The sequence below is a fragment of the Haladaptatus sp. QDMS2 genome, from assembly GCF_029338295.1.
Taxonomy (GTDB): domain Archaea; phylum Halobacteriota; class Halobacteria; order Halobacteriales; family Halococcaceae; genus QDMS2.
This window is the reverse complement of the sequence record NZ_CP119793.1, coordinates 115,299-141,198: the sequence shown is the minus strand read 5'-3', so window position 1 is coordinate 141,198 and position 25,900 is coordinate 115,299. Positions and strand designations below refer to the sequence as shown.

The following is a 25,900-nucleotide window of genomic DNA, read 5'->3' as shown; positions in this document are numbered from 1 at the left end:
TGAACGGTCGAATCCACGAATACGCCGATGAAAACGATATGAATCTCACAGAGGCATACGTAGATATTTTGGAGCGGGGACTCGAAAACGTGGAGACCCCAGACTGAGTGCCGTCGGTGGATTGCGTCGTTCTGTGGTCGCTCGACTCGCGCCTGAAGGCAGGGGAATGCGCTTGATTATATGCCATCATTTGGTCTGAGTTCGGTGGTGTGTTTGTTGCGTGAGCTTCAGCGTGGAAATCCAAGTAAGTACGCCACGGGTGCTAGCCAGTTCCCCTCCGCATGTACGCAAACGGTACAAAGAAAACGAGGAACGCCGCCACCGAGACGAGTGCACCCGCGAGACTGGTCAGGAGCTGGTAGATGTTGAATGGTTCCAGCTGGAACGCGACTCGTGTCTGTGCGGGTCCGTAGTAGACGTTCTCGGAGACGTTGGTTGCGCCCGTGAACGAGGCGGTGACGTAGAGGTCACGCCGCTCGACGACGACCGTGCCGTTGGCGTTCGTTGTTACTCGTCCCTGGGCGGCTCCGCTGAGCCAGACCGCTCGATTCGACAGCGGCTGGCCAGTACGCGCGTCTGTGAGTTGGACCCGGGCGTGCGTCTCATTGAGTGTCGTCGCGGTGAGACTCGCGTTCTGCTCGCGAACGGTCTGTGTGGTCACCGGAATCGAACCGTTGTGGATGTCGCGGACCTCCGTAATCGGCTGGTCGACGTTCGTGATGACGATCGTCGTGTAGCCGCGAGGCGGCACTGAGGTGAGATTCACACGTCGGTCGAGCGGGGTCGCATCGCCGGTCATATTGAAGCCGCTTAGTCTCGTGATCTCGGGAGCAGCGGTGACGCTCGTGTTCTGTGTCCAGCGGAGCGTCGGCTGCCGACTGCGAGCGGTGAGGCGCTGTTCGAGGACGTTCGGGAACGGGACGGTGCGCTGCCGTTCGTTTGTGGCCGCAAGCTGCTGAGCGAGCGTCTGGTTGAGTCGCGTCGTGTTACCCGGTGAGAGCGAGAGGGTGGTGTTCGACGTCGTGAGAAGCCGTCGACCGCGTGTCGCATTCGTGTACCGGCGCTGCGAATAGACACTCCAGACGTTCTGCACGCGTCCAGTCGACCCCTTGGACCGAGCATAGCTCCAGAGTCGGCGGTCGGAGAGCGTCTGTGGGCCCTCGAACTGGAGGATGATTCGGTCGATCCCCTCTTCGGAGCGGACGACCGTCTGCGTGACGCTAAGATTCTGGTTCGACGTGACGACCGCAGGAGTGCTGTCCTGGACCGTATGCGAGAGGCTGAGCGTCTCATCGGCCGTTGTATTCGACAGCTGCCAGCCAACGGCATCGCGGACGTAGGTCTTCGTCGTAACGGCGACGGTCGAGGTAATCGTCGCACGAACCTGCAACGTCGTGGGCTCGGTTGCCTTCGCTCCCTCGTACTCAAGTTGCCGGGCCGACGCTGAATCACTCTCCCACGTCTGAGTGCCGATCCGGACGCTTCGGTCGACCTGTTGCTCGAGGAGATCGTACGAGAGACAGGTCTTGGTGTCGCCAGCAACCGTACACGTCCGATTTGGGAGAAGCGTCGAGTAATCGAGCTGCGTCAGCACCGTCCCGTTCCGGGGAATGAGCAGTCGATCACTGTCGTTTGCAGCGTGGTTACCCTCTTCGGCACCGATGCCAGTCCGCACGCCCTCGTTTGTCCCGAGGATCGTGATATGGGCGTCTTTGACGACCGTGCCGTTCGAGCGCTTTGAGTCGGGGAGCCAGAGACTCGTCGAGTCGTTGCGCTGAATCGAGTTCAACTGAGCGAGACGATACTCGCTGAGTGTCTGCTGGTTCGGCCCGACGCGATACGGTGGTTGGGTCGTCGCGTACGAGAAATCGCGTATTCGACTGATGTTCGCCACAGAGACGTTCTCCGCGCGGACGACAGCGTCGAGGGTGGAGAGTACGAACGGCGGAAGGGTCCCGGCGTCTGGGTCACGGTCGTCGGAGATGAACGCACGCGTCCCGTTGTTGGGTGTGAGACCAGTTGGTGGTGTGATCGCACTCACGACGGGGAGTGCGAGCAGGGCGACGAGTACCAGGCCGGTGAGGGGACGTCTGTCCGTCATTAATCACTGTGATAGGGGGTATCGAGCGGTGGCCCGCTCTCGAACCACCCGAAGCCGTTCTTAGGGGAGGACTGGGACGAGTATCCCGGGGGCGAGGTTTTCGAAGAGGCCGACGAATACGCTGTAGCTGACCGAGAGGGCAATCATCCCCGCGCCGCCCCACATGCCGCGCCAGCCCCATTGGGCGCGGTCGGCGCTCCGCCTGGAGACGAACCAGACGGCAGCGCCAACGAGGAAGACGATGACGCCGAGTTGACCGAGGGTTGTGGCGACGAACTGCTCGATCTGGGTGAGCGAGCTGCTGATTTCGTTCTGTTGAGCAGCAGCGACGCCGGTACTGGTGATAAACGCGGTCAGGACGACCAGGAATCTTTGGACTCCGTGTCGAGAGCGCATGTTTATTTCATCAACGTACCATCACTAAAAACCTTAGTTAACATTGTTGAAGTGTTGAATTTAGATGGTTTAGTGTGAATTCGAAACGTAATCTCAAGAGGCTAATCGAGAAGTTGGAAGAGTTAGAGAGAATTGAGGTGCAGCATGTCGGTGGTGTTCAGATGTGTGACGTAAGAGGGGATCAGATCCCAGGCATCCACCGAGTGCGTGTTAGTGCAATGAGGCGCTACGACGGATTCAGGTGCCAATACGATGGAGTTGCCAGCGAATCGGTTGTGAAGTTAGAGAACCACACCAAACACTAATCTAGTAACGCGAAGAATTTCGATAAATCGCAAGACAACTACGTTGATTGGTATGACACCGTTTGTGCTTTGACGTCTGTGAAGCACAGAATTTTATACATCTGTGTTTGGATGAAATGATATGGCTGATTCAGACCCGGTGGACGAGAACACAGCAAGCAACGGTGACGCTCCCTCCGGGGCAACTGATTTTTCTCGGTATAATATTCCGACAGATCTCACCGCCTTTCAGACAGTTCTTCTTTGTCTCATCCATCGATTTGAGGGCGCGGAAGGAGTGACCCTCCAGAACGCGCTTGAAGGCCTCTACCCGAAGGATATCAATCATGGGCGACTGTACCCGAGTCTCGACCGGATGGTCGATTCCGGACTGATCAGCAAACAGACGAAGGAAAGCGACAAACGGCGAAAGGAGTATGCGCTGACTGGCCGCGGTGAATGGGTTACGGAGGAGTATCTCCGGTTCGTGCGGGAGATGATCGCTCCTCATGATGAATGAGCAACCTGTGAATTCAATTTGGTTGTCAACGCGAGAGTCGAGTCCTGATTTTCGAGTGACCGGGTCTTCACAGGAATCTCTCCTGCGCCCTCTTAACCAACAGATTACGAGATAGGCCTGTGTTGTTGGTTAATCTCTCACCGTTGGAGAAGTATTTCTCATTACGTTCGTGGCCATAATCACAACTGCCGCGAGAAGTCCCGTTCTTCGATATCCTCAGACTAAATGCATCCATATCTTGTGGTGTCACTGCGAAGCCACATCCAGAGCCTGATAGCGCGAACGCCGAGTTGATTTAAGCACGTGTCACCAACCCCTCTGCACAGATGGCTCGTGTCGTCTACTATCACCATCCCCAAGCCGAGAACTTCTCGCTGAAGTATAGCTCGGCCTCTCAATCAGAGATTCTGTCCCGTCGTGAAGATTCAGATGGCGCGACGAAGCTCATCGGCTATCCGTTTGATACCCCCGTCTACGTCCTGTATGAGAGCGGCACGGAGATCAAAGACGCAAACGAGATTGATTTCGACCAGAAGTGGCTCAGCGACCGAATCGCCGAACTCCCCCGTGAGGGGCAGGTCGTCGCGTTTCGATTGGTGGAATTGCTCGAAGCGGCTGTTGACCGTTCGGCGGAAGAACGTCCTCTTCAAGCACCTGTACCGCTTCGGCGCGAGAACACTTGAGCGGAAACAAGCGGTCGAAATCGACCTGACTGCATACGAGCTGGATATGTACCCGAGCGAGGCGAAGGTCGTCTACGCGGAGCAGCACGAAGACCTCTGGATCGAGTTCGCCGAGGAGTCCGTCGAACGCGCAGACTATCCGGAGCTGAAGGAAACGCCGGGGCTATCGAAAGCAGCGTTCGCTGAAAAGATTCGGAACCTCGACCAAGCAGCTCTGTTAGTCTTGGAGCGTGGCGACTGTTCGGCCTGTTTCCTCGGCCTCTTCGCTGCGCGACATATTGTACGTCGCGAGCGCTTCGTCAACCGCCTCATCAAGACTCATTGATCAATCTAATCTTGACTCTTCCAGCGTATAAACGCTTACATGTCAAGAAGAGACGCTAAGGGTTCGAAATCAAGCGTCACGGGCTTTGAAGTGCAAATTTCATCCACTGGTTTTTCCGAGATTACTTTTGTGGGATATGGTAACATGAGAGACGGCTGTCGGAGAGCCGCCCCGTACGAACACTTTTTGTCGCAATGCTCGATGCGTACGTATGACAGCAATAGGAAACGGCCACGTAAGGGTGGAATACGATGAGCGTCGCGCGGACGTGATTCTCGACCGGCCGGAGAAACGCAACGCGATGAACGAGGAAACCGTCGCAGACCTCACCGAAGCGATAACGCGCATCGATGACGACGACGACATCCGTGCCGCCACGCTGTTGGGGAACGGCTCGGTGTTTTGCGCTGGACTCCAACTCGACATGATGTACGAAAAAACGGCCAGCGAACAGGACGAGTTCCAGCGGTCGTTCCGGACGCTACTCAACGCAATCGACGAGTCGACGACGCCCATTGTCGCTGGCATCAAGGGTGCTGGCATCGCTGGCGGCTTCGAATTAACACTCCCGACAGACCTCCGCGTGTTGGGCGAGAAGACCAAGTATGGCGTCATCGAAGTGACTCTCGGAGTCTTTCCCCACCAGGGGTCAACGCAGCTGCTCCCGCGTATCGTCGGCCTCGGGAAAGCGAAAGAACTCGTTTTGACCGGAGAGTACATCGACCCAGCAGAAGCCGAACACTGTAACCTCGTTACCGAGGTCGTCCCGGAAGCCGACGTTGACGAGCGGGCCCGACTGCTGGCTGACGACCTGGCTGAGAAAGCACCGCTTGCCATCCAGAACGCACTGAAAGCGTTCCAGGCGACGTTCGATGTCCCCCTCGATGAGGGGCTGGCGACCGAACACCGACTGGCAATGCCTCTCTACAAGACCCACGACCGTACAGAGGGGTTCGAGGCGCGACTGAACGGGCGTGACCCCGAATTCAGAGGTCGATAAGTCGACGTAGACACAGACGCAGACGCAGATTTCACCCGAATACTCTCGTTTTAAGGGTTCGCTCACGCATCGCCACCATATGCGACTTGCTAACAAGACTGCGTTCATCACCGGAGCAGGATCGGGACTCGGTCGCGCCATAGCGGAGCGATTCGCGGCCGAAGGGGCGACTATCGTGGGTGCCGACGTAGACTACGACAGCGTCAAAGAAACTGTCGACAGCATTGGTGGTGAGGCGGTGGCGTTCGAACTCGACGTCCGTGACTTCGAGGCAGTTCGGGCCGCTATCGACGCGACCGCTGACGAATATGGGCTCGATATCCTCGTGAACAACGCCGGCCTCATGCACAACGCAACACCGATGGAGAGGCTCGACCACGAGGAACTCAACCGTCTCATCGACGTCAATATCAACGGAGTGTGGAACGGCTGTGCGGCTGCGCTTCCGCACTTTAAGAACCAGGGCTCGGGGTCGATCGTCAACACGGCATCGCTGGCAGGTATCATCGGGTCGCCAAACTACGCTGGATACTCGCTGACCAAAGGTGCCGTAGTCAACGTTACCCGTGCTATCGCCGCAGAAGCCGGTCCTGAGGGCGTGCGCGTGAACGCCGTTTGTCCGGGTATCACCGAGACGTCCATGCCGAAGGGTAATCTCTCTGCAGAAGAGTGGAAAGATGTCGCCTCGCGGATGGCAGAGGAGTACCCGCTGGGGCGCCTTGGCCAACCCGAGGACGTCGCAAACGCAGTGTTGTTTCTCGCCAGCGACGAAGCAGACTGGATTACCGGCGAGGCGCTTGTAATTGACGGTGGCTATTCGTGCGCCTGACGGTCTCGCAAAATGAGATGGCGTGCCGGTTCTCGTCGGTCGAACTGCATCCATTGTGCATCAAGCCCAGCGATGCTTGGAACGACCCGTTTTAACCGGGTCACTACCAATTGCTACCGAAAATAAGAACGGTTGCCAACGCGTTCTAACTTCCACCAGTTATCTGCATCAACGTTTCGTCGTCTCTTATCGACGCAGGCTCGTCTGTCTGTGCGATTATCTCGCCCCGCTCGATGACGTACAGACGATCAGAGACGCGTTCGATGTGGTTGAGTTGGGATTCGGCGATGAACACGGTCGTTCCGAGTTCGTTCTTGATAGCTGAGATGCTCTTCTGGAGGTCTTTTTTAATACTCGGGGCGAGTCCTTCGAATGGCTCGTCCAGCAACACCAGGTCGGGATTGGCGATAAGCGCGCGGGCGACGGTGACCATCTGCTGTTGGCCACCGGAGAGGTTTCCTGCGTCCCGGTCGAGAAATTCCTCCATGGCGGGGAAGATGTCGAGAACGGATTGCATCCGCGCTTCGACATCGAACGCTTTGTCGGCGCCCCAGAGTGACATCTCGATGTTCTCTCGGGCGGTTAATTTAGAGATGAGCTGTCGGTTCTCGGGAGCAAACCCGATTCCGAGGCGCTTTCGCTTGAACGTATCCCAGTTCGTGATGTTCTCGTCTTTGAACCGAATCGTTCCGCTATCAACCGTTCGAAGCCCCATCACCGAGCGGAACGTCGACGTCTTGCCAGCGCCGTTACGACCGATGAGGGCGACTGTCTCACCCGCTTCGACCGCGACGTCGATTCCCCGGAGGACGGAGACCCCCTCGATGGAGGCATGAACGTTTGCCACTTCCAGCACCATCACTCCTCACCTCGGATGCGACGTTTAACGTCCGCGTTCTCGAGGACTTCCTCTGGAGTACCTTCGGTGAGCTTTTGACCCTGGTCCATTGCGAGTACGCGCTCTGCGTACTCCGCAATCAGTTCCATGTCGTGTTCGATGAATAAGACCGCTGAATCGGTGGTCTGAAAGTAATCGTTGAGTCGTTGCATTATCTCATGTTTGTTATCCGTGGCCACACCGCTCGTCGGCTCGTCCAGAATGAGCAGTTTTGGCCGCATCGCGACACTCATTGCGACGTCGAGAATCTTCTTGTCGCCGTGCGGGATGATTTCGGCCTTCATCTCAGACCGGTCTTCGAGTCCGAACTTGCCAAGCAGCTCCAGCGCTTCCTCCCGAGAGGAATCCTCCCATGGAAGAATCGTGAATAAGGAATTGTTCTGTTGCTCTCTCGATAACACCGCGCTGCGGACGTTTTCCAGCAGCGTCAGGTCATCACAGACTTGTGGGATCTGGAACGACCGGACGAGTCCGGCTTGTGCGCGACTGTGAACCGATGAGTCCCCGAGGGACTTAGTATCGAAGACGATTTCTCCGGAGGTAGCCTCCAGAACGCCGGTGAGCAGGTTGACGAACGTGGTCTTCCCGGCACCGTTCGGTCCGATGATACCGACAATCTCTCCGCGGTCGATCTCGAAGTTCATCCGGTCGACGGCGGTGAATTCGCCGAATTTCTTGGACAAGTCGGTGGTTTCCAGAATCGCCATTAGTTCTCACCTCGGTTGTTCAATTTCGTGGTGACAGCATCGCGAACCCGCTTTGCGATGCCGGTGATGCCCTGGGGCTCGAAGACGATGACGAGAAAGAGGACGAACCCCATCATGAAGTGCCAGTACTCGGTAATCTGCTGGGCCTGACTACGGATGAGGATGAACGCGCCAGCACCGACAACTGGCCCAAAGAACGAGCCAGTACCCCCGAGGACGGTCATGAATGCCAGCTCACCCGACCGACTCCAGTGCAACATGGTGTCAGGCGTGATGTGGCCGTTGAGGAACGCATACATCGCGCCACCAACACCGGTAAACACCCCTGAAATGATGGTCGCATACCAGCGGTATCGATGGACGGGAATGCCGATTGCGCGGGCACGTTCGGGGCTGTCACGAATGGTTCTGAGCGTCAGGCCAAACGGAGAGTTCATAAACACCCAGAGTAGCACCGCCGACAGCACGAACGATAACAGAATAATGTAGTACAGTACGCCGCCGAGATAACCTGCGTATCCCCACAGTTCGAGGTAGTTTATCCCGGCGACGGTCGGGGTTGAGATGGGGACCCCGTCCGTTCCGCCAGTGTAGGTGTAGAACTTGAGCGTGACGATGTACAGCAAGAAGCCAAGTGCGAGCATCAACAGGGCGTAGTACACCTCCGTGTGTCGCACAGAGATGTAGCCGATGACGGCCGCGATTGCTCCCGCAGCGAGAATGCCGATAGGGATGAGCAAGAAGATCTCATTTATCGACGTGTACCGCATGACGAGACCGACCGCGTAGGCCGACCCACCAAAGAACGCGGCGTGGCCAAACGAGAGGAGGCCAGTGTATCCGAGCAACACGTTGTACGCAATCGCCGCGATAGCGAACGCCAGTATTTGGGCCGTCAAGAACACCTCGAACTGTCCGGTGCTGGGGAGATACGGGAGGGCAAACGCCCCGAGAATAAGGACGATACTCGCGATTCCAGGAGCGGTGGTGAGATTTCGTTTGAGTGCCGTTGCGACCCCGGTTGCAGTATTTTGACTCATGCTTTGATATCCCCGAACAGTCCCGTCGGTTTGATCAACATCACGGCAGCCATTAGCAGGAAGACAATGGCGAGTGAGAGTTGCGGGACGTAGTAGCTCCCGAACGATTGCATGAACCCGATGAGCAGCGAAGCAACGATCGCGCCCTTCAGGCTCCCTAGCCCGCCGATGACGAGGACGGCGAACGCCAAGATGACGAACTCCAGTGAGAGTCCAGTCGTAATCGAGGCGTTTGGGAGGTACAGCGCGCCGCCGAGTGCGGCCAACGCAACGCCGATGACGTACACCTTGATGTGCACCGACCGGGTGTCGATACCCGTGACGCTGACGACTTCTTCATCTTCGGCCATGGCAAGCGTGATTTTCCCGAGGCGCGTCTCCTCGAAGAAGTAATACAGCGTTGTGGCAATGACCATCGTGACGACGACAGCGAAAATCGGCCAGTACGGATAGGTGTTCCCGACCAGATTGAAACCACCCAGCATATTGGATGGGGCCGACGAAGTCACCGGAAGACCGCCCCAAATGAACTTCATCGAATCCTCCATCATGAGGATGACGCCGAACGTCGCTAGCAACTGGTAGTCGTCTTCGAGGCCGTACAATGGTTTGAAGATAGTCTGCTCCATCCCGAGGCCAACCACGGAGATGACCCCCGGAACAATGACAAATAATATTACGAGAAACACAACGAACATCGCGGCGGTCCCCAACGTCCCACCAATGGCGTTGCTGGCTCCTTGTATGAGACTTGCAGACACGTACGCCCCTAACGCCAGAAACGCCGCGTGAGCCAAATTCATGAAGTTGAGCATCCCGTAGATAATCGAGAGTCCGGTTCCGAGCAAGAATAGCGTGGAGGCTCTAAATAACGAGTTCAGGAGTATCGGCAACTGTTGTGCCATTATGTCTATAATCATTCATGAACACTCCTAGAAGTTGTCAATCCACTCGCCGGTCGTCAAGTTCACCGGTGGGTTCACTTCCTCTTTTGCGATCCAGACGGTGTCCCGCAGCGAAAGGTTCTCCCCGCTGGTGTCCGAATAGCCCCAGAACGCAGATTCGACTGCGTTGTGGCTCCCTTTGGGGATGTTGGCGAACCCGCTTGGAGTGTCGAAACCGATCCCCTCCATCGACTTCACCCAGGCGTCATCATCCGGGTATTCGCCACTGATGTTGTACGCCCGCTCGACCGAGTAGACGTACCCGTACAATGCTGTCCACGCGTGCCAGGCACCGTGAGCATACGGCGTGTCACCGTAGCGACTCTCGAAGTTTTGGACAAAGTTCTGGTGTAGCGAGTTCCACTCCATCGTGCCATATGGAAAGTGGGGTCCTCGAGGCCCGAAGATGAGTCCATCTGGAACTTCATTCGGTGCGTCGTGAAACACGTGGGTACCACCGCTGAAACAGGGGAGTGTGTCATCGAACAGGCCTCGGTCGTTCGCCTGCGTCATGAAATTCACAAGGTCACCACCCCAGAGGCTAGAGAAGATGAAGTCTGGATTCACGTCATTCAAGGCGCTGATGGTCGAACTGAAGTCCTCGTTCGGAAACGGCGTGAACCGAGAATCGACGATTTCGACGTCGGTTCCGAGACTCTGAAGTGCGCGCTCGAATAGGTTCCAGTTATTTCGCCCGTACGCGTAATCCTGGTTGACACCCGCGACCGTCTGGACGTCGGGAAGTGCGTTGTCAAGGAGTCGCGCAGCACCGACTGCGTCAGTCGAACTACTTGCTGAGGTTCGAAACGTGTACTTGGGGTCGGTGACTGCAGAATCAAACAGCTCCGTCGTTCCAGTGTCCCAGATAATCGTCGGCTGGCTGAGTTCCTCTGCGACCGGTGCGACAGAGAGTGCATTCGCACTAGAGATGAACCCGATGATGATGTCGTAGTCCTCCTGGGTTGCCAACCGTCGGTACACCTGAACGACATCAGAGACGTTTTCGTCCACCTCGTCCATCTCTATGTTCCGCTCGCCGAGAATGCCACCGTTTTCGTTAATCTGATCGACGATCATTCGGGCGGCCTGCATCATTGGCGTGCCAAAGACGGCCGCCGGACCGGACGTAAATCCGATACAGGCCATGCGGAGCGGTTCGCTGGGTATCTCTCCACCGCCATCGCTTCCACCGCCGAGACTGTCATCCGATGCGGGATTACTACAGCCCGCCATCGATGCGACAAGCGTTGCAACACCGGCGCCCTTCAGGACCGTTCGTCGATTAATGTGAGGGTCAACAGGAGGGATTCCTTGTTTGACTATCTTTCCATCCGGCTTGAGGCGTGGTCGCATACACCACGGTGATTCCGTATTACTATAACGATTTCCCTTATGACAACTCTACATGGAAATGGAAATAACGCGCCTAACAGCAGGTTGTCATTCAGTTGTTATCTTCGCGTTCTGCAAGCGTCGCCCGACGAATCTTCCCCGAACTGGTCTTCGGAAGCTCGTCGACGAATTCGATCTCGCGAGGATACTCGTACTCTGCAAGGCGGTTCCTGACGTCATTTCTGAGCAGTTCTTTGAGTTGTTCAGTTGGTTCGAACCCGGTTGACAGGACAACGAAGGCTTTCGGAACCTCCCCCCGGTCTGCGTCGGGAACGCCAATAACACCCGCATCCGCGACTGCCGAGTGCGTCGCAAGCGCCTCTTCGATCTCGACTGGTCCAATCCGATAGCCCGCAGAGATGATGACGGTGTCCTTCCTGGATTTGAACTCAACATACCCATCCTCGTCGAGCGTCCCGAGGTCCTCAGTGAGAAGCCACCCATCTCGAACCTTCCGTTCGGTCTGTTTCGGTTTGTTCCAGTAGCCCTTGAAACACACCGGATTCCCTTCATATCTGACGGCTATCTCGCCTATTTCGCCGGGTTCAATGGTTGTCTCTGCTGTCTCCGGATCGACGATTGCCATGTCGTGACCGGGGGCCTGCGGACCAATTTTTCCGTGCCGTGATTCGATGAGCTTCGTACAGTCACCGACAGTCATGTTGGCTTCTGTCTGACCGTACGCTTCGTGGACAGCCGCGCCTTCGAAGACATCTTGCGCCCACTCGACGATGGTCTGTCCGAGCGATTCACCCCCGCTTGGGACGCACCTGACGCTAGAGACGTCCCACCGCCCAGGGTCATCCAGTTGTTCCATCATCCGCAACGCCGTCGGTGGGGCGAAATAGTTCGTCACCTCATACCGTTCGATAATGTCCATCGCCGTCTCCGAGTCGAACGTCTCGTCTGCAGTGTAAGCGACGACCGGCTGCCCGTAGAAGAGAGCGGGAAAGACCACGTCGAACAGCGTGGCAACCCACGCCCATTCCGAGGGCGTCCAGAACACGTCGCTGTCGTGGAGCTCCATGTTACAGAAGCCGGTGATGAACAGGGGGAGGTTTCCAAGGAGAACCCGATGGGCATGCAACACGCCTTTCGGGTCGCCCGTCGTCCCGGAGGTGTAGATGATGATGGCGCTCTCTTCAGCTTCGGTTTGCACTGTCTCGAACACCCGTGAAGCCGTCTGGAGTGCGTCGTCGAAGCTCGCTTCGTCGTCGGCTGTGTCGACGCTACCAATCGTAATGACTGTCTCCAACGACGTGACCTCGTCTACGATCGCTCGAACAGTATCGACGTTAGAGTCGTCGACAAAGCAGGCGACTGCGCCCGCATCAGTCAGTCTGTATTCGACGGCATCGGTTCCAAATAGCGTACTCAGCGGAACGGAGATGGCCCCGAGCTTCCAGCATGCGAGGTGAGCCACGACCGTTTCCGGCCGCTGGCGGGTGTTTATCGCTACACAATCGCCCCGCTCTACACCATGGTCGCGAAGATAATTTGCTATCGCGTTGGCGTCGGCCTGCAGTTCGGCGAAGGTGTATGTCTTCCCTCCATCGGCGCCGTCGTCAGCGTAGATAGCGACGCGAGAGTCGTCATCGACCCAGCGGTCGCAGACGTACGTTGCCATGTTAAAAAACTCCGGAACCTCCCACTCGAAGGCGTCGAGAAGTTCCTCGTAGTCGTCCCACGCTTGCTCGTAGAAGTGGTATGCATCGATTCGGGGTACTGTTAGCATGCCACATCAAATGATAACCGGGACTTTACACGTTGTGGTAGGCTATGTCGTGTCAGGAAACTGGGACGCCGTCCGCTGTTGGCCACCGCAAAGATTGCGGCGTCGAGTACACAGCGTCCGGCCTGCGGGGTAAGTATAAGTCCCTGACCGAGAATTCTCGTTCACTCGACCATGCGAGCGTTAGTCATACCCGAAACCGGAGGCACTGAGGTTCTGACGGTAGAAGATGTTCCCAAACCGAAAATCGGACGCAAGGACGTGCTGGTGAGGGTGAAAGCGTGCGCCGTCAATCACACCGACGTCTGGATACGCCGGGGCTACGAAGGTGACCCACCCATCGTGACCGGAATCGATGTCGCAGGAGAAATTGCCGAGGTTGGATCTGACATCGAGTCGTTCGATGTCGGTGACCGCGTGGTCCTTTACTGGAACACGACATACTGCGGTGAGTGTGAATTCTGCAACGACGGCGAGACGACGATGTGTCGCGACTATGGCGGACTGGGCGTCAAACGAGACGGTGGGCACGCTGAATACGTCGCTGTCGAGGCGAAACACGCCGTTCAGCTCCCCGACACCGTCTCCTTCGAGACGGCTGCTGCGATTCCGTCGAACTTTGGAACCGCATGGCGTGGCTTGATAACCCGCGCTGCGATTGGCCCAACCGACGACGTACTCGTCCTCGGAGCGAGCGGCGGCGTTGGGCACGGAGCCGTCCAAATTGCCGCCCACGCGGGAGCGACAGTCTACGCCGCAAGTTCCTCCGAGGAGAAAGCAAAACGGCTTCGCGAACTTGGCGCAGACGATGTCATCGATTACGGCGAGGTTGACATCGACGAGGCAATCAAAGAACGCACCGACCACCGCGGTGTCGACGTCATCTTCGAGTCTGTTGGCGGCGAGACCTACGAGCAGGCAGTGCGAAGCCTTGCTCGCGGCGGAAGACTTGTCACGATTGGGGCGACAACTGGCGACGCAGACCACGCACTGCTCCACTACGTGTTCTGGAAACAACTCGAAATTATCGGGGCGACCGGCGCGACAATGGGCGAGTTTGAGGACATGCTCGAGGCGGTTTTTGCGGGCGATATCGAACCAGTCATCGATTCGGTCATCCCACTCGAAGAGATTCCAACAGCCCACGAACGCCTCTCTGCGGGAGAGGGGTTCGGGAAAATCATCGTGAAACCATAGCTAATGTCGAACCGAACATTCGACCGACTGAAGCCTCGCGTTGGCGAGACCGTCGACTCAGTCGAGGGGCTGACGGTCGAAGCAGGGAAGGTAGCAGAGTTTGCTGGCGCTATCGGTGACGACAACCCGATATTCCGCGACGCTGGTGGTGAAACACGGGGATTTGAACGGATTCCGGCACCGCTCACGTTCACTCGGACGTCGATGTTCCCCCGATATCGACCCGAAGGTTCTGGACGGCTTGGGTTCGATCTTGGCTTCGATATCCGATACGAACTGCACGGAGAACAGGCCTACGAGTTCTCGCGACCAGTGTACGTCGGGGACACACTCTCTGGAACAACGACGCTTACTGATGTCTACGAGCGAGATGGGGCGAAAGGTGGGACGATGACATTTGCCGTCTTGAACACCGAATACGTAGACGAAGATGGCACACAGGTTATCAGTGAGCGATCGACCCTCATCGAAACGGCCAGCGCCATCGAGGGACCCAACGGGGCCAGTGAGACGGACACGCATATCTCGAACGAGGGGCGGGCACGTGTGCGTCACCCTGCATCCGAGTTCAAGGTCGATTCGGTCGAAGACGTTGCAGTTGGCGATGCCGCGCCACAGATTATCGTAGAGGGGTTGACACCGGTTGATTTCGTACGATACGCCGGTGCGAGCGGTGACTTCAATCCAATTCACTACGACGCGCAGTACGCAAAGGAGCTTGGGAACCCGAGTGTGTTCGGTCAGGGGATGCTCACGGCTGGCTACGCCGGCAACGTAGTCGCGGATTGGTTTGGCCTGGAACGCATTCGCCGATTTTCCACACGGTTTACCGCGCGCGTCTGGCTGGGTGACACGCTGACTGTGGGCGGCACGGTGACCAGTGTCGACTCCTCCGCGGTGACCGCAGAACTGACGGTGACTCGCCAAACGGGCGACGTGGTTCTTCGTGGAGAGACTACTGCAGAGTTTTCGACCCACGAGCCGTGACTGTTGGTGGTCGATTCGCCTTCTCAGTGACTACTGTTGTACGCCCTCATCGTGTCGGACGTATCGCGTCGTGAAAAACCGGTGATGTTCGATGGACGATTCGGTTCTGTGCCCGCTAGTTTTCGAACTGTGACAGCGTCTCGATTTCCGCCGTGTCGACGTCCTCGAAGGCGGCACGCGCAAGCGTGCGCTTGTGAACCTCGTCGGCACCGTCGACGATGCGAAAGCACCTCACGGACGCGTAGAAATCAGCGATGGGGAGGTCCTTCGACATCCCACTCCCGCCACAGAGCTGTAGTGCAGTATCGATTGCGTCCTGCGTAACGTTCGCTGTGAACACCTTGCAGGCAGACACCTCGTTGCGAGCGCTCTCACCACGGGCGATTTTCGTTGCGGCGTCTCGAATCATCGTTCCGGCGGCGTACAGGTCCGTCTCTGCCTCCGCGATGGCAAAGCGAGGTGCCTGTTTCTCCGCGATCGGGCCACCGAAGGCTTCCCGTTCTGAGAGATACGCCTTCGCGACATCTAGTGAGCGCTGTGCCATTCCAGAATAGCGCATACAGTGAGTGAGTCGCGCCGGGCCGAGGCGCTCCTGGGCGTGTGTGAACCCTTCGTTCTCGGTCCCGAGGAGGTTGTCCTCCGGAATCCGTACCCGATCGTACGTAATCTCTGCGTGGCTTGAATGGACGATTGACGGCCCGAGATGCGGAATGTCGCGGACGATTTCGACACCGTTGGCGTTCGCGGGGACAAGGAAGAGACTCGTTCCACTGTAGGGATGGGCGTCCATGTCAGTTTGCGCCATTACGATGAAGACGTCCGCCTCAGAACCCATTGTTGTCCACCACTTGTGGCCGTCGATGACCCACTCGTCGCCATCTTTCTGTGCCGTTGTCTGCATCATCTTTGGATCCGAACCGGCACCAGGTTTCGGTTCAGTCATTGAGAACGCCGAGGTAATCTCTCCTTCGACGAGCGGCTCCAACCACCTTTCTTTCTGCGTGTCCGTCCCGATCAATTCAATGGTGTGCATATTCCCCTCGTCGGGAGCGGCCACGCGCATGGCCGGGCCGCCAAGAAGGCTCCGCCCCGCCTGCTCAAAGAGGGGAAGAACGTCACGGAAGTCATATCCCATACCACCGTGCTCTTCGTCGATTTGGGGACAGTAAACGCCCCGCGCACGCGCCTCCTCGCGGAGCTCCTCGATTACCGCCTCGGAGACAGCTCCGTCACCCGAATGCTCCCGTTCAACCGGGAGCACAACTTCGTCCATGAACTGCCGTGCACGCTCTCCCAGCTCTCGCCCGACTCCAGTTTCAGTATACTCCATATGGTATGCCTTCACACGCACCCGCTATAATTCAAGGGTGTGGATACGTGGCCCTACAGGCCACTGTATCCGAGCGAACGGCGAGCCGCAACAGTCACACGTCGACTGGCTGGTGCTATCGACAGGGACAGCCCCATGCTCCTTCCTCGACACCCCACGGACCGCGAATCGTGGAGACACCGCCTACACCGGTCGGAACTCGCCTCGCGTCGGCGCGTATTGACGCGCCTCGGCCGCTCAGGCGCGGACAAACTACTCGCTGTCACGCCGTTAACCAACACTGCGGAAGACTGCGGTTCTGTGTTGGTTAACTCGTGGGGGCTCAGAACTGATGATCGGGCTTCACGCGGAACGTATCTGGGGCAAAAAAGTCTCGAGAGCTGTGGGAAACTTCCCAAATCGTTGGCCAATAAATCCTTGTGTCTCGTGGCCTACCTCCGACCAATGTATGATCTGACCGGGTTCCAACGCGACCTGCTGTATGTCATTGCGGGGACAGAGAAACCCCATGGCCTCGCCATCAAAGACGAACTTGAAGCGTACTACGAACAAGAAATCCACCACGGACGGCTCTACCCGAACCTCGATACCCTCGTCGAGAAAGGTCTCGTCGAGAAGGGTGAACTCGACAAACGAACGAATTACTATACGGTTACGCGGCGTGGCTCGCGCGAACTCACTGCACGAAAGCAATGGGAACGGCAGTATCTGGGCACGTCCGAGACTGACCCATAAGCGGCGCGGACGTACCCTCTGCCGGATTCCACCACAACAGAGTCGACCCGTGAGGCACCGTCTTGGGTGAACCGACCCAATTAATATATCGAGACGGACCAGGGATGCTGATTCCATTCAGCGTACAGGGTGAAACCACCCAGCTGATGTAGCTGTTAGCTGTACCCAAAGTTCCAAATCCATGGCTCGTGAAAACGTACAGTATGCGGAATTCGAGGACGCCGATCAGTGCCGCCCAACAGGAGGTTCTCGCCCACCTCCGAGGCCAAACCGAGACGACCGACGCAGCGACCCAGCTTACCCGCCCAGACGCCATCGACCACCTGACCGACCACGGCATCGCCCCTGCCGACGCCCGCGACCACATCGAGCAACTCCTCCTGAAAGGCTACCTCTACGAAGTCGAAGATGAACTCCGACTCCCAACCCAGCCCTGACACATGACCCTCTTTGGGGTTCAAAACCGCCCGAAGTTGCGGTCCCACCACCGTGACAGCCCCCTCCCTCGCCAAGCCCCGTTGCATGCCCCGCGACCGGTCGTCCACTCTCACGCCGCTTCTGACAGGGGCTGGTGAGGTTTCTACGACCGTGCTGAATAGAGGGCGCGAGTCGGTCAGACAGATTCCATCAACTGATGAACTGAATCCAGCGATTCAGTTCAAGGCCACATCGACGCCCCGACCAGAGTGGGCCTAAGGAGAGCCTGGGACCGGCCCCGCCCTCCTTAGCAGACAGGGCCGGTCTACAGTCGCGACGAAACTCCCCCGCCACGCTTCCTCCGCCAACGAAGTCTTCTTGAGCACCACTCACCTAGTTTGTTCGGACTATGGCGATCAAGCGAATGGACAACGTCCTCATCGTGGTCGAGGACCTTGAAGCTGCGAAGGCGTTCTTCACGGAGCTCGGCATGCAGCTGGAGGGCGAGACGCGCGTCGAAGGAGAGTGGGCAGACCGCGTCGTGGGCCTCAAGAACGTCCAGAGCGACATCGCCATGATGCGGACCCCCGATGGCCACAGCCGCGTCGAACTCTCGAAATTCATCACGCCCAAGGCCACCCATGACGGATTTGGGGAATCGGCGGTGAACACGCTGGGTATCCGCCGCATCATGTTCACCGTCGACGACGTCGACGACGTCCTCGACCGCCTCCGCTCCCACGGAGCCGAACTCGTGGGCGAAGTCGCCCAGTACGAGGACGTGTACCGCCTCTGCTTCGTGCGCGGCCCCGAAGGCATCATCGTCGGGTTAGCTGAGGAACTCGACGGAGCCTAGCTGGTCGCCCCCACACTCTTGGTGGTCACCGTTTTAAGCCAGGGCATCCCCAAGCCATTCTCTGAAGAGGACGCCACTACGGGCTGAGGTATGAGCTTGGAAAATCTCGCCAGGTTGGTGGAGTGCTCGACGACCGAGCCAGGCGGTCACCGCCTGGGCCATGTCTTTGGCACCGCGTCATTGATCGGAGTCTGCCGATTTCTGCTCGCTCTTCGGTCGATACACGAGCGCAAGGACGCCGTTACTGGTGGCATCACTGCTTTCGAGTACGAACTCAGTCTGTCAGTTACCCACGACTGAAGTCGTGGGCTTGTCAGTGGACTCCCCCTCTGACTCCGTAATGGAGTAGGCGTGGAAATCGCCATTCGGGTTCAGCGTTTCTCACAATGGGGTATGTCGAAGGGACGAAAATTACCAATGTCGTCGGGCTTGAAGCCGAGGGACACGACCCGAGCAAGGTTGCCCGAGATGTGGCGAACGCGTACTTCACGATGGGGCTCGAACACGGCGTGTACCACGGTGACCCCCATCCCGGCAACCTCGCCGTTGACGAAGACGGACGAATCGTCTTCTACGACTTCGGGATGAGTGGCCGATTCACGGAGGCCATGCAGAACAGCGTCGTAAACCTATATCTCGCTGCTGTCAACCGAGATGTTGATGGGATTATCGATGAGCTTGTCGCTCTTGGGGCACTCGACCCGGACGCTAACCGAACAGCGGTCGGACACGTCCTCGAGTTAGTCATCGAGGACCTAGAGGGGAGTGAGACCGTGCACTGGCAGCAGATTATCGACGAAGTGACGGGCATGCTCCACGAGTTTCCGTTTCGTATTCCGCCAGACATCATGCTCGTGCTTCGGGTTGGTTCGGTCAGTGAGGGTGTTCTTAGACAGCTCGATCCGGAGTTCGACTTCCTCGCTGCAGCACAGGCATTCCTCCGTGAGCATGGGTTCATGGAACGAGCCGCGCGGATGAAACTCGAGGAAGTACGGGGGGGAACTGGAGGGGTCGCTCTGGGCAGTGCTTCGCCTGCCGACAAAACTCGAACGCGAGTTGGACGCACGAGCAGAAGAGCGGACGAGAGCCCTCGCTCACACGCAACAACAGAACACCCGCCCGCTCGGCTATGCGGTACTCGCTGCGGCATCACTCATCGGAACGGCGCTGATTGCCACTGTTGACATCGCCTATGCGGTGGTGGGTGTGGGAATCACCCTCATATTTATCGCCCTGTTCATATCTTCGTCGGGTCCATGGCTCGATAACTGCTCTTAGTCTCAGAGCTGCTCTTGCTGACTGTGTTCTGCGTACCAGCGCGGTTCGGGCCATTGGAAACCACCCTCACGATAGATATCGAAGACACCTCGCTTGATGTCGTCTCGAATAATGTCAGCGGTCGTGTCGTCAACACTTACGAAGTGACACAGCGGGTGGCCCGGATACGCCACTGCACTTTCGAGAACGCCAATGACGAGGCCAGTCGACGGTGCGTGAATCGTCTCCACGTGGTTCTTAAAGTGGTCGGAAATCGTGAACAGGGGTTCGCCAGCCTCAACCAGCGGGTGTGGACCCCACTCCATCGAAACAAGCCCACCGGTCTCGGCACGAATCCATCTCTTCTCACCGCCTCGGGAGACCACACGCGTCCAGCCGGGCCAAGATACCGGTCGGTCCGGGAGCACCTCGTGTTCGGCGAGGACGCTCGCGACGCAGTGAAGTGCCCGGTCGAGGTGCGCCGTCTGGAATCGGTGGGCACGCCCCATCTCGATCGTGACTGTCGGAATACCGTCCTGGCATGCCACGCTCCGGAGCGTCCCGGGTGACCCCTCGCCGTCAAGGATGATACTCGTGCCAAACGCCCGGGCGAGCCGTGCGACAGCCGGATCGTGCATGTCGGCGCGAACGTGGTACATCGTCGTTCGATTGCGTGTCGACGTATGGAAGTCAAGGCCGAAATCGCACTTCGAGATGAATTCTTCATAAATCGTGTTCGCGAGCCGCTTTGCTAGCGTACTCTGGGCGTTTCCAGGAAACGATCGATTGAGGTCTTCGTCGTAGATGGGAACATAGCGCTGCTGGGCGAGAAACCCCGGCACGTTCAACACGTGGAGGCATACGAGCGCTCCATGGAGGTTTTTTGGCTCGTAGCGAGCGGCGACCTCCTGGACGATTTTGACGCCATTGAGTTCGTCACCGTGGACGGCCGCGGTCAGGAAGACACGAGGGCCGTCTGCCTCGCCGTTGATGACCGTAACCGGTATTTCGAGTGCATCTCCATGATATGTCTCGCCACACGCAAACCGGAATGATAGCTTCTCTCCTGCGTGGATCGTGCGTCCACCGATCGAGATGGGCTTGGGCGTCATGTCGTGAGGTCGACTCCCTTGAGTCGCCGGGCGTTAATCGCGACGATGATCGTCGACAGCGACATGAACACCGCACCGATTGCGGGCGACAGTAAAATTCCGATGGGGGCGAGAATCCCCGCAGCCAACGGGAGCGCGAACACGTTGTAACCAGTCGCCCACACGAGATTCTCCTGCATCTTCCGATAGCTCGCTTTCGACAAACGAATGAGGCGGACGACATCAAGCGGGTTGTTGTCGACGAGAATGATATCACCCGACTCGATGGCGACGTCCGTTCCGGAGCCGATGGCGATTCCCACGTCCGCTCTGGTCAGGGCGGGGGCGTCATTAACCCCGTCGCCGACCATCGCAACCAGTTTCCCCTCTGACTGGAGCCGTTCGACCTTGGTATCTTTCTCTTCGGGCAACACCTCTGCGAAGTACTGGTCGATACCGAGTTCCTCGGAAACCGCGCGTGCCACATCCTCACTGTCACCGGTTAGCATCGCAACCTCAATGCCCATCCCGTGGAGCGCTTCGATGGCCTGGCGGCTCTCCTCACGAATTACGTCCGCGAGAGCGAACGCCGCCACGACCTCGGATTCGTCACGAATGAGGTAGATGACCGTTTGGGCGTTCGAGCCGGCTTGATCGGCGAACGACTCGAGTTCGTCGGATCGCTCGATGTCGAGTTTTTCAATCAAATTCGGTCCACCGAGATGCACTGTCTCTCCTTCTACGGTCGCTCTGACCCCGAGCCCACGGAGGTTCTCGAAGTTCGACACACTGGCTCGCTGGACACCACGTCCTTCAGCGGCTGTTCGGATCGCTCGGGCAATCATGTGCTCGGAGTCGCCCTCGACACCGGCGGCAATCTCGAGCGCTTGCTCTTCGTCCCAGCCATCTGCCGTCTGGATGCCAACGACGCCCTGCTCGCCCTTGGTGAGCGTCCCAGTCTTGTCGAAAATCACCGTATCGAGATTTCGAGCCTCCTCCATCGCAATCCGGTCCCGAATGAGCATCCCGTTCTGGGCAGCTGTGGAAGTGTTGATAGCCACGACCAGCGGGACGGCAAGGCCGAGCGCGTGTGGACAGGCGATGACGAGGACCGTGACAACGCGTTCAAGGACGGTGAGGTTGAATCCCGTCGCGACGACCCATGCGACAGCCGTGATTCCGGCAACGGCAAGCGCGATATAGAACAGCCATCCTGCTGCGCGGTCAGCGAGCAGTTGCGTACGTGATTTCGACTTCTGTGCTTCGTCGACGAGGCGCATGATGCCCGCGAGCGTCGTCTCGTCGCCGGTCTTAGTCACGCGGACCCGTAGGCTCCCGTCCTGGTTGACCGTCCCCGCGACGACCTCCGACCCGGGGACTTTGTCTACTGGTCGGGATTCACCCGTAATCATCGATTCATCCACGGAAGACTCGCCTTCAGCGACTTCGCCGTCTGCGGGAACCGAAGCACCTGGACGAACAAGGACGACGTCACCTTCGGACAGTTCGGAAACAGGGACTTCCTCAGTGTCACCACCCTCGGTGAGGCGCTCAGCGGTGTCGGGCATGAGTTTCGCCAGTTCATTGAGCGCGCCGGAGGCCTGCCGGACCGAACGCATCTCCATCCAGTGGCCCAGCAGCATGATGTCGATGAGGGTGACGAGTTCCCAGAAAAAGGGTGTCGTCCCGGGGAGGAACAAGCTCACGATAGAGTAGACGAACGCTACAGTGATGGCGAGCGAGATGAGCAGCATCATCCCGGGCTCGCGATTTTCGACCTCTGTCCGAGCCATCGAGAGGAACGGCACGCCACCGTACGCGAAGATTACGACCGAGAGGACGGGCGTAATCCAGACGCTGCCGGGGAATGTCGGTGCCGTGTATCCGAAGATGCCCTGGATGAATTCGCTGAAGAAGATAACTGGAATCGAGAGGACGAGCGACACCCAGAATCGGCGGCGAAACATCTGTTCGTGACCGGTGTGGTCTGTGTGGGCCGTGTGGTCACTGTGTCCACCCTCGTCAACGTGCACACCGTGATGTACGTCGTGCACGGTTTCGCCGGTGTGACCGCGCTCAATCTCGGTGTGGCTGTGCCCCGACTGACCTTCGTGCGAGTGATGTGTATGGTGGTCCGTTCGTTCGGGTTTGGTGGTGGTCTTGTCTGGCCGGTCGTGAGTCGTGTGCTCGTGTGACGCGTGTCCGGAGGGCTCGTCATCTGGATGTTTTCTCATAGGTGTGTATTGGTACCGTTTCGCATTATTTATTCGATCCCTGACACTGTGCGGTTGAGGGAGCAACGGACTCGAAAGAGAACGGCAGGGGTGGTTGTTCTCGAACGTTCTGCGCGGTCTCAGGCGTGGGCGGTGTAGCCGGCCTCCTCGACGGCCTGTATGAGCGCGGAGACGTCGGCATTGCCATCGACGGTCGCCTGCCCCGTCTCACGGTCGGCAGTGGCATCGGTCACGCCGGAGACGCTTTGCAGTGCTTCTGTTACCGTCTGTTCACAGTGACCGCAGGACATCCCGTCTACGGTGATGGTCGTCGTCATACAGGAATACGTACGCGCCCCCCTTTTATCCAGATTTTCCCTTCGAATACGCGGCTGTAGGGCACAATAATTTTGAAATCGAAGTAACTCTCGGTATGCTGCTTTAGTTTTTTATCAGTGTCATTTCTCTATGCACGACCTTGATGAAGATGCTGGAATCGAGTTAGGTCTCGACGGACGACGATCAGACGACCACGCTGTCCGTGAGCCTCGTCGAACTCGGTCACTACATTGCCACTCGACGTGAGGACTTGAAAGCTCCAGTCGGGCGGGTCACTGGGTGTGAAGTGTGTGTCTGTCGGGACGAAGCGGAGTCCCTCTGCGTCGATCGAGAGTCCGCCCAGTGTAGCGTGTCCACCAGGCCTGTCTCACTTGGGCGGACTGTGACTCCCGTGTTCGGAATGATTCTCCATAGAGTAGATATGGTCCGTTTCGGAATTACCGGTTGCTCCGATCTGGGAGTGCGAATCGACTTCTCTGTTGATTCGTGGATCGGCCTCCGGTTCACAATCGGAAGGTCGACCCGTCAGTGGCGCTCACGACGTCGGCGTGGCAGCGTCGGTTTCGAGTCGGTCTTTGAAGAAGACGAGTTCCTTGTTGGTATGGTCGTAGAGCTTCGCCTTCCCGTCGAGGACGCTCGTAAACACCCACTTCAGGAAACGACCACGACGGTTGTTCGGGAAATCCATCCAGACGGCGTGTGACATCCGGGTTCCATCCTCGGTCTCTTCGAGTCGGATGGTGCCGCCCTCGGGGATTCGAACGGTGACGAGACCGCGAAGGAGCGGATAGTACGCTGTCCCCGTCCAGACCGCCACGTTGGGATACTCAATGTAGGGGAATCGACCATACAAATCGGCGTACATGCCGGCGACCGCTTCGCGCTGGTGGAAGGTTGCTCCCTCCCGCGGGCGGTTGTCAGGCGTGTCGTATTCGAGCCCGTAATGTTCCTCCGGATTCGACGCCGTCCAGTGAATCGGGTCGGTCACATACTCCCAAATCTCTGCAGGGGTGGCATCGATGACGATTTCGGCTTTGTCGGTTACGTACATTTGATAGCCTCCAGTTCGTCTCCTATCGAGCGAAGACGTTGTACAGCCACGCAAAGGGGTACACGAGAACGAAGCTGATCACTGCGGCCTCGACCATGCCGGCCACGGTTCCGACGACGGTTGGTTCAAAGAACAGGTGCCACTGTTCCATCATCGCGACTGCGCCCTCGTAGACGCCGATCGCGCCGAATACGCCGAGCAGGAGCATGACGACAGCGGAGACAACTGCGGCAGCGGCCGCGAGTGCCAGCGCGTCGAGCCGCATCGCTTCTGCGGTGACGTCCGTACCGTACGCGGCTTGGGTGGTGGTAGTAGTGCTCATGACTAGAGATACGCTTGGCTCATTCAATCGACTTTCTCTTACTATTCGAAAGCAGGGTCCATTTCGCCTGAGACAGGGGGCATTGAGTGGAAAAAGAACGCCACAGCATCCTTGTTTTTGCGCCCTCTCTATCGGAGGAGTTAGCAACGATCGACAACTAGAACCAGTGACCGTCGGTAATCGATATGCGGGGGACGCGATCTTCGAACGGTAGGTCACAGCCGAGAACGGACTATACCTTCGAATCCACAGTGAAGAGTGGCTACTGCCCCACTTTATTAAGGACAACCAACAAAACGGATGGTTGCGATAGTCTAGATATGCAAGCCGCCCTCGCCGACGGAATCCTCGAGTCGTATAACAGTGAAACCTACCACTTCTGTTCGAATCGATGCAAGCGGTCATTCGAGGAAAACCCAGCCGAGTTCGCACAGAAACACCCACAGATTTCAGGGACGGGACCCTCCCAGAGCCATGAGCAGCACTGAGTACCACGCCTGGATACAGAATTGCGTGCGCGGAGACGTCCCTGGGTCTTGCGGGGGTCAATCACAACTGGTACAGCGATGTCTGGCCAATTCACAGACATGAACGAGTATCACAGCAAATCGAGGTGGGATGGATGAATCGACGGCGAGCCGATGCCATCGTCGGTCTCCTCGTCGCTGCTGTCGTTGTCATCGGTGGCGCGCTCAGCTGGCAGGCGTACCAACAACAGCAGGCATTCGAGCAGATGGGATCGATGATGGGGACGTCGATGGGAGCAGTTCACGGAACGAATCCGCTCTGGTACGTCCTCGGGACCATCCTCGTCTCGGTTGTCATCGGTGGGGGGTATTTGATGATTCGCGACGACGTCACCAGCACTGGGACGGTTGATCAGCAACGGAGTGATGCATCGGATCAAATCGGTCAGGGAAGATCTGAATCCGAACAGTCGATCACCACCACCACCCAATCGAACGATACCATCAATCCAGAAACCCAGCCTCGGGCACGTGTGCTGGACCTCTTACCTGACGACGAACGGCGTATCCTCGAACCGGTCCTCTCCTCGCCAGGCATCACGCAGATCGAACTCAGGGACCGGTCGGACTTCTCGAAGAGCAAGGTGAGCCAGACGGTCAGTGCTCTCGAGAAGCGCGGCCTGCTATACCGTGAGCGCCAGGGACGGACGTACCGGATTTATCCAAGCGACGACCTGGAACAGACGCAAAGCTAGTATCTGCTAGCACCTGTCGAACAGCTTTGTGG

The 25,900-nt window shown here is 57.8% G+C and carries 27 protein-coding genes and 1 pseudogene; 13 read left to right on the top strand and 15 right to left on the bottom strand.

Annotation, left to right across the window (positions count from 1 at the left end; genetic code table 11):
- Positions 1-262: 262 nt before the first annotated feature.
- Positions 263-2,101 carry a hypothetical protein gene (locus tag P1M51_RS19325; RefSeq protein WP_276275373.1) on the bottom strand — a complete coding sequence of 613 codons (1,839 nt, stop codon included), beginning with the start codon at positions 2,099-2,101 and terminating at the stop codon, positions 263-265.
- Between the two features lie 60 nt (positions 2,102-2,161).
- Positions 2,162-2,497 carry a hypothetical protein gene (locus P1M51_RS19320; protein WP_276249020.1) on the bottom strand — a complete coding sequence of 112 codons (336 nt, stop codon included), beginning with the start codon at positions 2,495-2,497 and terminating at the stop codon, positions 2,162-2,164.
- A gap of 426 nt (positions 2,498-2,923) precedes the next feature.
- Here P1M51_RS19320 and P1M51_RS19315 point away from each other — a divergent pair, with 426 nt between their 5' ends.
- The 5 genes from P1M51_RS19315 (at position 2,924) to P1M51_RS19295 (ending at position 6,138) form a co-directional block, all read left to right on the top strand.
- The gene (locus P1M51_RS19315; RefSeq protein WP_276275372.1) at positions 2,924-3,301 is read left to right on the top strand and encodes a helix-turn-helix transcriptional regulator; all 378 of its coding nucleotides are present in this window, start codon (positions 2,924-2,926) and stop codon (positions 3,299-3,301) included.
- A 326-nt stretch (positions 3,302-3,627) separates the two neighbouring features.
- Entirely contained in the window at positions 3,628-3,984 is a 357-nt protein-coding gene (locus tag P1M51_RS19310) for a hypothetical protein (protein ID WP_276275371.1), read from the top strand.
- Positions 3,920-4,309, top strand: a complete 390-nt coding sequence (locus P1M51_RS19305; RefSeq protein WP_276275370.1) for a hypothetical protein — start codon at positions 3,920-3,922, stop codon at positions 4,307-4,309. The genes P1M51_RS19310 and P1M51_RS19305 overlap by 65 nt, the downstream gene beginning before the upstream one ends.
- 211 nt (positions 4,310-4,520) lie before the next feature.
- Positions 4,521-5,309: an enoyl-CoA hydratase/isomerase family protein gene (locus tag P1M51_RS19300; RefSeq protein ID WP_276275369.1), complete on the top strand. Its 789-nt coding sequence runs from the start codon at positions 4,521-4,523 to the stop codon at positions 5,307-5,309.
- 79 nt (positions 5,310-5,388) lie between these two features.
- On the top strand, positions 5,389-6,138 hold the full coding sequence (locus P1M51_RS19295; protein WP_276275368.1) for an SDR family NAD(P)-dependent oxidoreductase: 750 nt from the start codon (positions 5,389-5,391) through the stop codon (positions 6,136-6,138).
- Between the two features lie 145 nt (positions 6,139-6,283).
- Here P1M51_RS19295 and P1M51_RS19290 read toward each other — a convergent pair whose 3' ends face one another.
- The 6 genes from P1M51_RS19290 to P1M51_RS19265 form a co-directional block, all read right to left on the bottom strand.
- Positions 6,284-6,997: an ABC transporter ATP-binding protein gene (locus P1M51_RS19290; protein WP_276275367.1), complete on the bottom strand. Its 714-nt coding sequence runs from the start codon at positions 6,995-6,997 to the stop codon at positions 6,284-6,286.
- Positions 6,997-7,743 (bottom strand): ABC transporter ATP-binding protein, encoded by a 747-nt coding sequence (locus P1M51_RS19285; protein WP_276275366.1) that lies wholly within the window; start codon positions 7,741-7,743, stop codon positions 6,997-6,999. The genes P1M51_RS19290 and P1M51_RS19285 overlap by 1 nt, the downstream gene beginning before the upstream one ends.
- Positions 7,743-8,783, bottom strand: coding sequence for a branched-chain amino acid ABC transporter permease (locus P1M51_RS19280; RefSeq protein WP_276275365.1), 1,041 nt, complete (start codon positions 8,781-8,783; stop codon positions 7,743-7,745). Before P1M51_RS19280 ends, P1M51_RS19285 begins: the two co-directional genes overlap by 1 nt.
- Entirely contained in the window at positions 8,780-9,688 is a 909-nt protein-coding gene (locus P1M51_RS19275) for a branched-chain amino acid ABC transporter permease (RefSeq protein WP_276275364.1), read from the bottom strand. The genes P1M51_RS19280 and P1M51_RS19275 overlap by 4 nt, the downstream gene beginning before the upstream one ends.
- Before the next feature lie 27 nt (positions 9,689-9,715).
- Positions 9,716-10,960 carry an ABC transporter substrate-binding protein gene (locus P1M51_RS19270; protein ID WP_369685332.1) on the bottom strand — a complete coding sequence of 415 codons (1,245 nt, stop codon included), beginning with the start codon at positions 10,958-10,960 and terminating at the stop codon, positions 9,716-9,718.
- A gap of 211 nt (positions 10,961-11,171) precedes the next feature.
- Complete coding sequence (locus P1M51_RS19265) at positions 11,172-12,854, bottom strand: acyl-CoA synthetase (RefSeq protein ID WP_276275362.1); 1,683 nt, start codon at positions 12,852-12,854, stop codon at positions 11,172-11,174.
- A 171-nt stretch (positions 12,855-13,025) separates the two neighbouring features.
- Here P1M51_RS19265 and P1M51_RS19260 point away from each other — a divergent pair, with 171 nt between their 5' ends.
- Together P1M51_RS19260 and P1M51_RS19255 are read left to right on the top strand one after the other, a co-directional pair.
- On the top strand, positions 13,026-14,048 hold the full coding sequence (locus P1M51_RS19260; RefSeq protein ID WP_276275361.1) for a zinc-binding dehydrogenase: 1,023 nt from the start codon (positions 13,026-13,028) through the stop codon (positions 14,046-14,048).
- A gap of 3 nt (positions 14,049-14,051) precedes the next feature.
- Positions 14,052-15,035 (top strand): MaoC family dehydratase N-terminal domain-containing protein, encoded by a 984-nt coding sequence (locus P1M51_RS19255; RefSeq protein WP_276275360.1) that lies wholly within the window; start codon positions 14,052-14,054, stop codon positions 15,033-15,035.
- Between the two features lie 115 nt (positions 15,036-15,150).
- Here P1M51_RS19255 and P1M51_RS19250 read toward each other — a convergent pair whose 3' ends face one another.
- Positions 15,151-16,365: an acyl-CoA dehydrogenase family protein gene (locus P1M51_RS19250; protein ID WP_276275359.1), complete on the bottom strand. Its 1,215-nt coding sequence runs from the start codon at positions 16,363-16,365 to the stop codon at positions 15,151-15,153.
- A gap of 444 nt (positions 16,366-16,809) precedes the next feature.
- On the opposite strand from P1M51_RS19250, the gene P1M51_RS19245 reads away from it, so the two are divergent.
- The 3 genes from P1M51_RS19245 (at position 16,810) to P1M51_RS19235 (ending at position 18,373) form a co-directional block, all read left to right on the top strand.
- Positions 16,810-17,100: a helix-turn-helix transcriptional regulator gene (locus P1M51_RS19245; RefSeq protein WP_276249027.1), complete on the top strand. Its 291-nt coding sequence runs from the start codon at positions 16,810-16,812 to the stop codon at positions 17,098-17,100.
- Positions 17,101-17,303: 203 nt separating this feature from the next.
- Positions 17,304-17,537 (top strand): hypothetical protein, encoded by a 234-nt coding sequence (locus P1M51_RS19240; RefSeq protein WP_276275358.1) that lies wholly within the window; start codon positions 17,304-17,306, stop codon positions 17,535-17,537.
- A gap of 389 nt (positions 17,538-17,926) precedes the next feature.
- Complete coding sequence (locus P1M51_RS19235; RefSeq protein WP_276249029.1) at positions 17,927-18,373, top strand: VOC family protein; 447 nt, start codon at positions 17,927-17,929, stop codon at positions 18,371-18,373.
- Positions 18,374-18,655: 282 nt separating this feature from the next.
- On the opposite strand, the pseudogene P1M51_RS19230 reads toward P1M51_RS19235, so the two are convergent.
- Positions 18,656-18,751 (bottom strand): annotated as a pseudogene (locus P1M51_RS19230) (transposase); the annotation flags it as partial.
- An 8-nt stretch (positions 18,752-18,759) separates the two neighbouring features.
- On the opposite strand from P1M51_RS19230, the gene P1M51_RS19225 reads away from it, so the two are divergent.
- Positions 18,760-19,557: an AarF/ABC1/UbiB kinase family protein gene (locus tag P1M51_RS19225; RefSeq protein ID WP_276275357.1), complete on the top strand. Its 798-nt coding sequence runs from the start codon at positions 18,760-18,762 to the stop codon at positions 19,555-19,557.
- A gap of 96 nt (positions 19,558-19,653) precedes the next feature.
- On the opposite strand, the gene P1M51_RS19220 is transcribed toward P1M51_RS19225, so the two are convergent.
- From P1M51_RS19220 to P1M51_RS19200, 5 genes are all read right to left on the bottom strand, one after another.
- Positions 19,654-20,742, bottom strand: a complete 1,089-nt coding sequence (locus P1M51_RS19220; protein ID WP_276275356.1) for a succinylglutamate desuccinylase/aspartoacylase family protein — start codon at positions 20,740-20,742, stop codon at positions 19,654-19,656.
- A complete protein-coding gene (locus P1M51_RS19215) occupies positions 20,739-22,688 on the bottom strand; it encodes a copper-translocating P-type ATPase (protein WP_369685137.1) in 1,950 nt (649 codons plus the stop codon). Before P1M51_RS19215 ends, P1M51_RS19220 begins: the two co-directional genes overlap by 4 nt.
- Positions 22,689-23,074: 386 nt before the next feature.
- Positions 23,075-23,272, bottom strand: a complete 198-nt coding sequence (locus P1M51_RS19210; RefSeq protein WP_276249033.1) for a heavy-metal-associated domain-containing protein — start codon at positions 23,270-23,272, stop codon at positions 23,075-23,077.
- Positions 23,273-23,808: 536 nt separating this feature from the next.
- Complete coding sequence (locus tag P1M51_RS19205; protein ID WP_276275355.1) at positions 23,809-24,324, bottom strand: hypothetical protein; 516 nt, start codon at positions 24,322-24,324, stop codon at positions 23,809-23,811.
- Between the two features lie 22 nt (positions 24,325-24,346).
- A complete protein-coding gene (locus tag P1M51_RS19200) occupies positions 24,347-24,646 on the bottom strand; it encodes a hypothetical protein (RefSeq protein ID WP_276249035.1) in 300 nt (99 codons plus the stop codon).
- A gap of 185 nt (positions 24,647-24,831) precedes the next feature.
- Between P1M51_RS19200 and P1M51_RS20200 the strand changes: the two genes are divergently transcribed.
- Positions 24,832-25,134, top strand: a complete 303-nt coding sequence (locus P1M51_RS20200; protein ID WP_369685331.1) for a YHS domain-containing protein — start codon at positions 24,832-24,834, stop codon at positions 25,132-25,134.
- Positions 25,135-25,268: 134 nt separating this feature from the next.
- Entirely contained in the window at positions 25,269-25,868 is a 600-nt protein-coding gene (locus P1M51_RS19195; RefSeq protein WP_276275354.1) for a MarR family transcriptional regulator, read from the top strand.
- Positions 25,869-25,900: the final 32 nt, after the last annotated feature.